General features: G+C 40.7%; 5 protein-coding genes, 15 tRNA genes, 2 rRNA genes and 1 pseudogene. 22 read left to right on the top strand and 1 reads right to left on the bottom strand.

Annotation, left to right across the window (positions count from 1 at the left end):
* The 21 genes and pseudogenes from J4G36_RS15510 to J4G36_RS15405 all read left to right on the top strand — a co-directional run.
* Positions 1–89: ribosomal RNA gene (locus J4G36_RS15510) — 23S ribosomal RNA — on the top strand; the annotation flags it as partial.
* Between the two features lie 147 nt (positions 90–236).
* Positions 237–352, top strand: a 5S ribosomal RNA gene (gene rrf / locus J4G36_RS15505).
* Positions 353–405: 53 nt separating this feature from the next.
* Positions 406–480 (top strand) — tRNA-Asn (locus J4G36_RS15500).
* Between the two features lie 3 nt (positions 481–483).
* Positions 484–575: transfer RNA gene (locus tag J4G36_RS15495), tRNA-Ser, on the top strand.
* 47 nt (positions 576–622) lie between these two features.
* Positions 623–694: transfer RNA gene (locus J4G36_RS15490), tRNA-Glu, on the top strand.
* Between the two features lie 16 nt (positions 695–710).
* Positions 711–786: transfer RNA gene (locus J4G36_RS15485), tRNA-Val, on the top strand.
* A gap of 164 nt (positions 787–950) precedes the next feature.
* Positions 951–1,025 (top strand) — tRNA-Met (locus tag J4G36_RS15480).
* A gap of 4 nt (positions 1,026–1,029) precedes the next feature.
* Positions 1,030–1,105: transfer RNA gene (locus J4G36_RS15475), tRNA-Asp, on the top strand.
* 34 nt (positions 1,106–1,139) lie between these two features.
* Positions 1,140–1,215 (top strand) — tRNA-Phe (locus J4G36_RS15470).
* A gap of 25 nt (positions 1,216–1,240) precedes the next feature.
* Positions 1,241–1,325: transfer RNA gene (locus J4G36_RS15465), tRNA-Tyr, on the top strand.
* Between the two features lie 34 nt (positions 1,326–1,359).
* A tRNA-Trp gene (locus J4G36_RS15460) sits at positions 1,360–1,430 on the top strand.
* A gap of 24 nt (positions 1,431–1,454) precedes the next feature.
* Positions 1,455–1,530: transfer RNA gene (locus J4G36_RS15455), tRNA-His, on the top strand.
* Between the two features lie 23 nt (positions 1,531–1,553).
* Positions 1,554–1,626 (top strand) — tRNA-His (locus J4G36_RS15450).
* A gap of 11 nt (positions 1,627–1,637) precedes the next feature.
* Positions 1,638–1,709 (top strand) — tRNA-Gln (locus J4G36_RS15445).
* A 7-nt stretch (positions 1,710–1,716) separates the two neighbouring features.
* Positions 1,717–1,791 (top strand) — tRNA-Gly (locus J4G36_RS15440).
* Between the two features lie 10 nt (positions 1,792–1,801).
* Positions 1,802–1,875: transfer RNA gene (locus J4G36_RS15435), tRNA-Cys, on the top strand.
* A 36-nt stretch (positions 1,876–1,911) separates the two neighbouring features.
* Positions 1,912–1,992, top strand: a tRNA-Leu gene (locus J4G36_RS15430).
* Positions 1,993–2,234: 242 nt separating this feature from the next.
* A pseudogene (locus tag J4G36_RS18580) lies at positions 2,235–3,017 on the top strand (DUF5996 family protein).
* Positions 3,018–3,114: 97 nt separating this feature from the next.
* On the top strand, positions 3,115–3,351 hold the full coding sequence (locus J4G36_RS15415; protein WP_210471290.1) for a GNAT family N-acetyltransferase: 237 nt from the start codon (positions 3,115–3,117) through the stop codon (positions 3,349–3,351).
* A gap of 475 nt (positions 3,352–3,826) precedes the next feature.
* A complete protein-coding gene (locus J4G36_RS15410; protein ID WP_210471289.1) occupies positions 3,827–4,810 on the top strand; it encodes a ring-cleaving dioxygenase in 984 nt (327 codons plus the stop codon).
* Between the two features lie 44 nt (positions 4,811–4,854).
* Positions 4,855–5,460, top strand: a complete 606-nt coding sequence (locus J4G36_RS15405; protein WP_210471288.1) for a flavin reductase family protein — start codon at positions 4,855–4,857, stop codon at positions 5,458–5,460.
* Between the two features lie 87 nt (positions 5,461–5,547).
* Here J4G36_RS15405 and J4G36_RS15400 read toward each other — a convergent pair whose 3' ends face one another.
* Positions 5,548–6,243 (bottom strand): B3/B4 domain-containing protein, encoded by a 696-nt coding sequence (locus J4G36_RS15400; protein ID WP_210471287.1) that lies wholly within the window; start codon positions 6,241–6,243, stop codon positions 5,548–5,550.
* 56 nt (positions 6,244–6,299) lie between these two features.
* On the opposite strand from J4G36_RS15400, the gene queG reads away from it, so the two are divergent.
* A complete protein-coding gene (gene queG, locus J4G36_RS15395) occupies positions 6,300–7,448 on the top strand; it encodes a tRNA epoxyqueuosine(34) reductase QueG (RefSeq protein ID WP_210471286.1) in 1,149 nt (382 codons plus the stop codon).
* The last annotated feature ends 8 nt before the right edge of the window (positions 7,449–7,456 follow it).

Raw genomic sequence — 7,456 nt, 5'->3', positions numbered from 1 at the left:
CCTCAGAGAAGATGAGGTTGATAGGTCCGGGGTGTAAGTGCGGCGACGTACGTAGCTGACGGATACTAATTGATCGAGGACTTAACCTATTCAAGTTAAAAGGGTTTGATTGACCCTGATTTGTGAACAATAACGTACTTTTTATCCAGTTTTGAGCGAATAAAGTTAAAAACTTTGAAAAAACGCTTGAAATATTTAGTAGGTTTGATATAATAAGTCTTGTCGTGTTAAATAAGTCTAGTGGCGATAGCGAAGAGGTCACACCCGTTCCCATACCGAACACGGAAGTTAAGCTCTTCAGCGCCGATGGTAGTTGGGGGCTTCCCCCTGCAAGAGTAGGACGTTGCTAGGCTGCTGTTTTGCAATATAATACTAAATGCATAACACACTAATGATTAGTATTATTCCGCAGTAGCTCAGTGGTAGAGCAATCGGCTGTTAACCGATCGGTCGTAGGTTCGAATCCTACCTGCGGAGCCAATTGGAGAGCTGTCCGAGTGGCCGAAGGAGCACGATTGGAAATCGTGTAGGCGGTTTGCGCTGTCTCAAGGGTTCAAATCCCTTGCTCTCCGCCAGTTTATATTTCATACATAAGGCTCCAATTCCCAAACATTATCATCTAGGCCCCTTGGTCAAGCGGTTAAGACACCGCCCTTTCACGGCGGTATCACGGGTTCGAATCCCGTAGGGGTCATTAAAGTAATTTTAACGGAGGATTAGCTCAGCTGGGAGAGCACCTGCCTTACAAGCAGGGGGTCGGCGGTTCGAGCCCGTCATCCTCCACCATAAACTTTAAACACATTCAACATTATTTACAAAGTAGATGCTATATTATTGTCGCGAGGTGGAGCAAATCGCATAACAAAGAATGCGATTAACACCGACAGCGCAGCGTAAGGTGTCAAACATACTCAATGCGTATATTTACAAAGTAGTTCCTATATTATTGTCGCGGGGTGGAGCAGTGGTAGCTCGTCGGGCTCATAATCCGAAGGTCACAGGTTCAAATCCTGTCCCCGCAACCAAAATGGTCCCGTGGTGTAGCGGTTAACATGCCTGCCTGTCACGCAGGAGATCGCGGGTTCGATTCCCGTCGGGACCGCCATTTATATATTTAATAAGCAACACATATTTTGCATGGCTCAGTAGCTCAGTCGGTAGAGCAAAGGACTGAAAATCCTTGTGTCGGCGGTTCGATTCCGTCCTGAGCCACCATTATTTCAGTAAAAACATTTATATTGGTGGGGTAGCGAAGTGGCTAAACGCGGCGGACTGTAAATCCGCTCCCTCAGGGTTCGGCGGTTCGAATCCGTCCCCCACCACCATTTTTACCGAATCATTAGTAAAAGTTATTAACTTAGGGGTATAGTTTAATGGTAGAATCAAGGTCTCCAAAACCTTTGGTGTGGGTTCGAATCCTACTACCCCTGTTGTCTTTAAAAAATATTAGTATGGCGGCTGTGGCGAAGTGGTTAACGCATCGGATTGTGATTCCGACATTCGGGGGTTCAATTCCCCTCAGCCGCCCCATTTAAATAGTAACTACCATTATGGCGGTTGTGGCGAAGTGGTTAACGCATCGGATTGTGATTCCGACACTCGGGGGTTCAATTCCCCTCAACCGCCCTTTTTGTTTTTGGGGTATAGCCAAGCGGTAAGGCAACGGACTTTGACTCCGTTATTCGTTGGTTCGAATCCAGCTACCCCAGTTTTTTTGCGGAAGTAGTTCAGCGGTAGAATACGACCTTGCCAAGGTCGGGGTCGCGGGTTCGAATCCCGTCTTCCGCTCCAATTATACAATGGCGGCATAGCCAAGCGGTAAGGCACGGGTCTGCAACACCCTTACCACCGGTTCGATTCCGGTTGCCGCCTCCAATTTGATTTTATTCGTTTATTATATATCTTTTCTTCGCCCGAGTGGTGGAATGGCAGACACGTCGCACTCAAAATGCGATGCCGCGAGGCGTGCCGGTTCAAGTCCGGCCTCGGGTATATCCTGGTATTTTTCGATTATGTTAAGTATGACCTAAAGCATCTACAAACGTTGTTAAAACAACATTTGTAGATGCTTTTTGTTTTGGTTGAATATTAGGGAGTACGATGTGCTTGTAAAGTATTCACACAAGTTCTGCCCAAATATTAAAGGTCGAAGTCATTTTGAGAAACTATGGATCATCTAATATATAGTTTTTTTATAAAAAGAGAGGGTAAGGTATACCTAGAAGGAGATATAGATGGGTTTTTACAAAACACATAAGAAGGAAATCACTACACTCCAGCCGATTTTACAAATACTGGGAAAGATTAAACTTGAATATGCCGTACAAGAGCCACAGTGGGCGCATGTCATTCTGGATATTAGGCCAAGTAGATTTTCTACTGGGCTACTTAAATACAATTCTTCACACTTTGAAATCGAAGTGGATTTGATTAAAAGCGTAATCTTAATGAAGACCGAAGAAAGTGATACCGAGATAAAGCTTGCGAATGGAAAGTCGATTAGCTAATACTATCAAGAAATTATCGATAATGCGACTGCTGCAGGACTTACGCTATCTATTCATACAAAACCTCAGGAGGTGGAGACGAAAACGCAGTTTGAAGAAGATGTTGAGCATCACCACTATAACGAAGATGTTGCCAGACAGATTCTCAAATGGTTCCAGTTTGCTTGGGATATCGAGCAGCATTTTATTGCACCGTTTAGACAAAGAAAGGTATATCCAGGTCTTTTCTGGGGGACTTTTGACGTTTCATGCATCATTATTTATAATGAATTGGAATCTTTTCCGGATGACTGTAGAGTAATTGAACGGGCTGCTTTTGATGAGCATATGATAGAGTTTGGTTTCTGGCTTGGCGATGACCAGTTTGAACATCCGACTTTCTTTACACTCCCATATCCGCCGGGAAGTTACTTCAGTCCCAAACTGGCTGAATATTTTTTTGAAATTAAAGATGGCATCAATCAAGCTAAAGCTGACGAAGTCATTCGCTTCATGCAGAAAGTCTTTTGATTATTTGAAGTGGTAAAATACCGCTCACAGCTTCGTGGAATTGAAAATGGAGAAAAATAAAAAAGGTCTTACATAAAAAAATGTTAGCTTTCACAAAATGTATTATGATAATAGTCAGTTATATACTAGTTTCAAGGATGAAAATCGATATTATTTAGAAAATGATGAGAAACAATTAACTGCCGAAATTACTTTTACTCAGCCTAATAATGATCTCTTTATTATTCATCATACGAGAGCACGTGAAGGAAATAAAAAGATAATATCTTTATGTCCTTTTGCCAAATTAGAATTTGAAAAGAAAAAAGAATATGCTGATGTGTGGAAGTGTTAATTAAGTAAATTCGTATATTTTCTATTACATAATTGATGAAAGCATATAGATAAAATAGAGTCTGATTCTTTATTTAGGTAAGGATCAGACTTTATTAATATTCACTTGGAGCTACATCCTAGATATGAGGGAAGTAGGTTTATTTATCATTTATCTTCAATTGGGGAAAGTTAAAGATGGGTACCTTAATATAGTATTCATCAATTGGTCATCATATAGCTACATAACAGAATATAAAGGCTTAAGATAACGCTTCGAAATAGAAAGTAAACTGAAGTGTTGACAAATGAAATGAATCTATGTTATATTTACCTTGAATTCGAGATGTATTGATTCAAGATAACTTAAAGGTAGAAAAGAAACAGTTAATCATAAAATGAGTCTAAAAGAATTAAGTTTTGATAAAAAAATTTTAAGCTAATGTAACTTGAATTCGAGGTATATTTATTTACATTAAATATTAGGAGGAATTATAATGAATCACTTAAAAGGAATACACCACGTAACAGCTATAACAAGTAGTGCAGAAAAGAATTATGAATTTTTCACATATGTATTAGGAATGCGCCTCGTCAAGAAAACAGTCAATCAGGACGATATCCAAACATATCACTTATTCTTCGCGGATGACAAAGGCTCTGCTGGTACGGATATGACTTTCTTTGATTTCCCTGGTATTCCAAAAGGAACACATGGAACGAATGAGATTTATAAAACTGCTTTCCGTGTGCCAACAGATGCTGCACTTGATTACTGGATAAAGCGTTTTGATAAGTACGAAGTGAAACATAATGGGATTGAAGAAGTTTTCGGAAAGAAAACTATTTCATTTGTTGACTTTGATGATCAACAATATATGTTGATTTCTGATGAATTTAACAAAGGAATTGAGTCAGGTACACCTTGGCAGAATGGTCCAGTACCTTTGGAGTTTGCCATTACAGGTTTAGGACCTATTCATATTCGTATTGGAGATTTCGACAATTTTAAAGTGGTATTGGAAGAAGTCATGTTAATGCGTGAAATCGCAAGTGAAGGATCGTTCCATTTATTTGAAGTCGGTGAAGGTGGAAATGGTGCTCAAGTAATTGTAGAAGATAATGTGAGCATGCCACCTGGCAGACAAGGATATGGTACAGTGCATCACGCAGCTTTCCGCGTAGAAGATACAAAAGTATTATATGAATGGATTGAACATATGGAAGCAGCTGGTTTCGGTACTTCAGGATATGTTGATCGGTTCTTCTTCGAATCTTTATATGCACGGGTCGCACCTGGTATCCTTTTTGAATGGGCAACAGATGGTCCAGGCTTTATGGGAGACGAACCTTATGAAACAGTAGGGGAAATCTTATCACTGCCGCCATTCCTTGAAGGGAAACGTGAACAAATCGAGGCAGCAGTGAGACCGATTGACACAGTGCGTAGCACACTTGAAATTGAAAAAGAGTATTTGTAAGAAACTAAACTGATAAAATTTGAGCAATATAGGGGCTGAATCTATTGATTTCGATTGATCCAATAAAAAATAGTGAGCGAGATAATTATAAACTTCTCATCGGTTCTATAATTCCAAGACCTATTGCCTTTGTGACTACCCAATCTAAGGAAGGTATTGTCAACGGGGCACCATTTAGCTATTTCAACATTGTTTCATCAAACCCGCCAATGGTTTCTCTAGCTATTCAAAGACCTACTGGCGAACTAAAAGATACTGCTCGAAACATTTATGATAATGATCAATTTGTTGTGCATATTGTGGATGATGAGAATGTAGCGAAAATCAACAAAACGGCTGCTTCATTACCTGCAACAGAAAGTGAAGTTGAATTGGCTGATTTAACACTCGTACAAAGTGAAGATATTTCTGTTCCAGGCGTGAAGGAAGCAAAGGTTCGCATGGAATGTAAACTTGTACAAGCAATTCCTCTTGGTGGAGATGGACCTGGTAGTGATTTATTTATAGGGGAAGTAACTCGCTTTCACATTGATGAAGAAATTTATGAAAACGGACGAATTGATCCGAGAGGTTTAAATGCGATTAGTCGTTTAGCTGGCTCTAGTTATGCAGCAATTGGTGATATATTTTCAATTGATAGACCAAAGTAACCATGGTTAATAATCAAAAAAGACACAACTTCGGTTGTGTCTTTTTGATTTTACAGTTAGGATTGGTATTTTTCCTTACTCGGTTAATTATTCTTTTATTACAATCGTTGGGTGATCTTCTTGTAAAACATAGGACTGAACATCGCCACCACTAATTTCTGTAAACATATTGCCGGCAGCAGTTGTTAATTCGAGTGCTTCAGCCTCATTCATGGATGGACGTAGGAAGAATGCGTGCAGGGAATTGGTCGTTTCTTCTGTCACCGCAGTGCGAGCAGAATCGACATAAGGGCTTCCAAAGGGACCTTCGTCGTCTGATAGGATTAGCATTTTCTCTAAAGAATTAAAACGGCCATTCAATCCGTCATACCCACTTTCTTTAGTTCCAACGGTGAGCGTGACGTTTCCTTTGATTTTATCTACATCATAAATTCCGACTGGAATTTGATATTGTAATGAAAAGAAATTATTTAAATCCACAGCGGAGTGAAACGGGCTCAAATAGTTCTGCTTCGCAATGCGCCGCATAAGGGCTTCAGTTGAATGGCGATGGCGACTTGGATTTGCGCCGAATAATTTCCAGACTTCGCGCCATTCCTTAATGCCGAGAAAATCGGTCACTGGTTTGTCGTCAAGGTCGAAAAAAAGAAGTTCTTGAAATAATTGTAAGCGACCTTTTAGCATTTGAGGAGATTCTGCAACGGTAACTTTGGTATAATGGTTAAGGCCCAATTTAAAGGTAGGTACGATTTCCAAAACTGCAGGATCTAAATTTAACTTCAATGTCATCACCCTTTATTTAATATATGTTAATTTTACCATAGAGGAGGTGTTTTCAAATGAATACACTCGAATTACAACAAGAAGTCATAAATTATGCCCATTCAATCGGTATCGATAAAATTGGTTTTACGACAGCCGCCCCGTTCCGTGAATTGAAAAATCGTTTGGTTCGTCAACAGGAACTCGGTTATCAATCGGGCTTTGAGGAAAAGGATTTGGATAAGCGGACGGAACCCGCGCTTCTCCTTGACCAAGCGGAGAGCATCATTTCGATTGCCATCGCTTATCCATCCCGGATGGAAAACTCGCCTAGAGGGAAAAAGGGGGAACGCCGTGGCATTTTTTGTCGTGCTTCATGGGGAACAGATTACCATATTGTTCTGCGCGAGCGGTTAAAGCTACTGGAGGCGTTTATCCTTCAACATGCGCCTTCTGCAAGACTCCGTTCAATGGTGGATACGGGTGAACTAGCTGATAGGGCAGTAGCTGAACGTGCGGGCATCGGTTGGTCTGCAAAAAATTGTTCGATTATAACACCTGAGTTTGGTTCTTATGTTTATCTTGGGGAAATGATTACGAATATCCCGTTCGCACCGGATCAGCCGATGGAGGATGAGTGTGGGGATTGTACGCTTTGTTTAGATGCTTGTCCGACAGGAGCGCTCATACAAGGCGGGCAACTTGATGCACAGCGTTGTATTGCTTTTCTTACACAAACGAAAACGCCTATACCGGAAGAGTTCCGTGATAAAATCGGAAATCGTGTGTATGGCTGTGACACTTGCCAAACTGTTTGTCCTAAGAATCGAAAAAAACACAACTTGCATCAACGCGCTTTTCATCCTGATCCAGAACTAGCAAAACCACTTTTACAACCAATCCTTCGTTTATCAAATCGTCAGTTTAAAGAACGATTTGGACATGTTTCAGGCTCTTGGCGCGGTAAAAATCCAATTCAACGAAATGCAATCATTGGATTGGCACACTTTAAAGAAGAGTCATCAGTGCCTGAGCTTATTGAGATGTTGTTAAATGATCAACGACCGATGATGCGGGGGACGATTGCCTGGGCGTTAGGGGAAATTGGAACAGAGAAGAGTTATGAGGGCATTTGCCAAGCACTTGAAACTGAAGAAGATCCATCAGTAATTGCTGAGTTGCAAAAAGCGATTGATAATAGAAAGATTAAAAATCCACAGAGTTAAGGAAGTGC

Source organism: Sporosarcina sp. 6E9, from assembly GCF_017921835.1.
Taxonomy (GTDB): Bacteria; Bacillota; Bacilli; order Bacillales_A; family Planococcaceae; genus Sporosarcina.
This window is presented reverse-complemented; position numbering and strand designations above follow the sequence as displayed.

Coding starts and splice junctions, on each gene's coding strand:
- J4G36_RS15415 (WP_210471290.1), top strand. CDS start 3,115: ATGTATTATGATAATAGTCAGTTATATACTAGTTTCAAGGATGAAAAT.
- J4G36_RS15410 (WP_210471289.1), top strand. CDS start 3,827: ATGAATCACTTAAAAGGAATACACCACGTAACAGCTATAACAAGTAGT.
- queG (WP_210471286.1), top strand. CDS start 6,300: ATGAATACACTCGAATTACAACAAGAAGTCATAAATTATGCCCATTCA.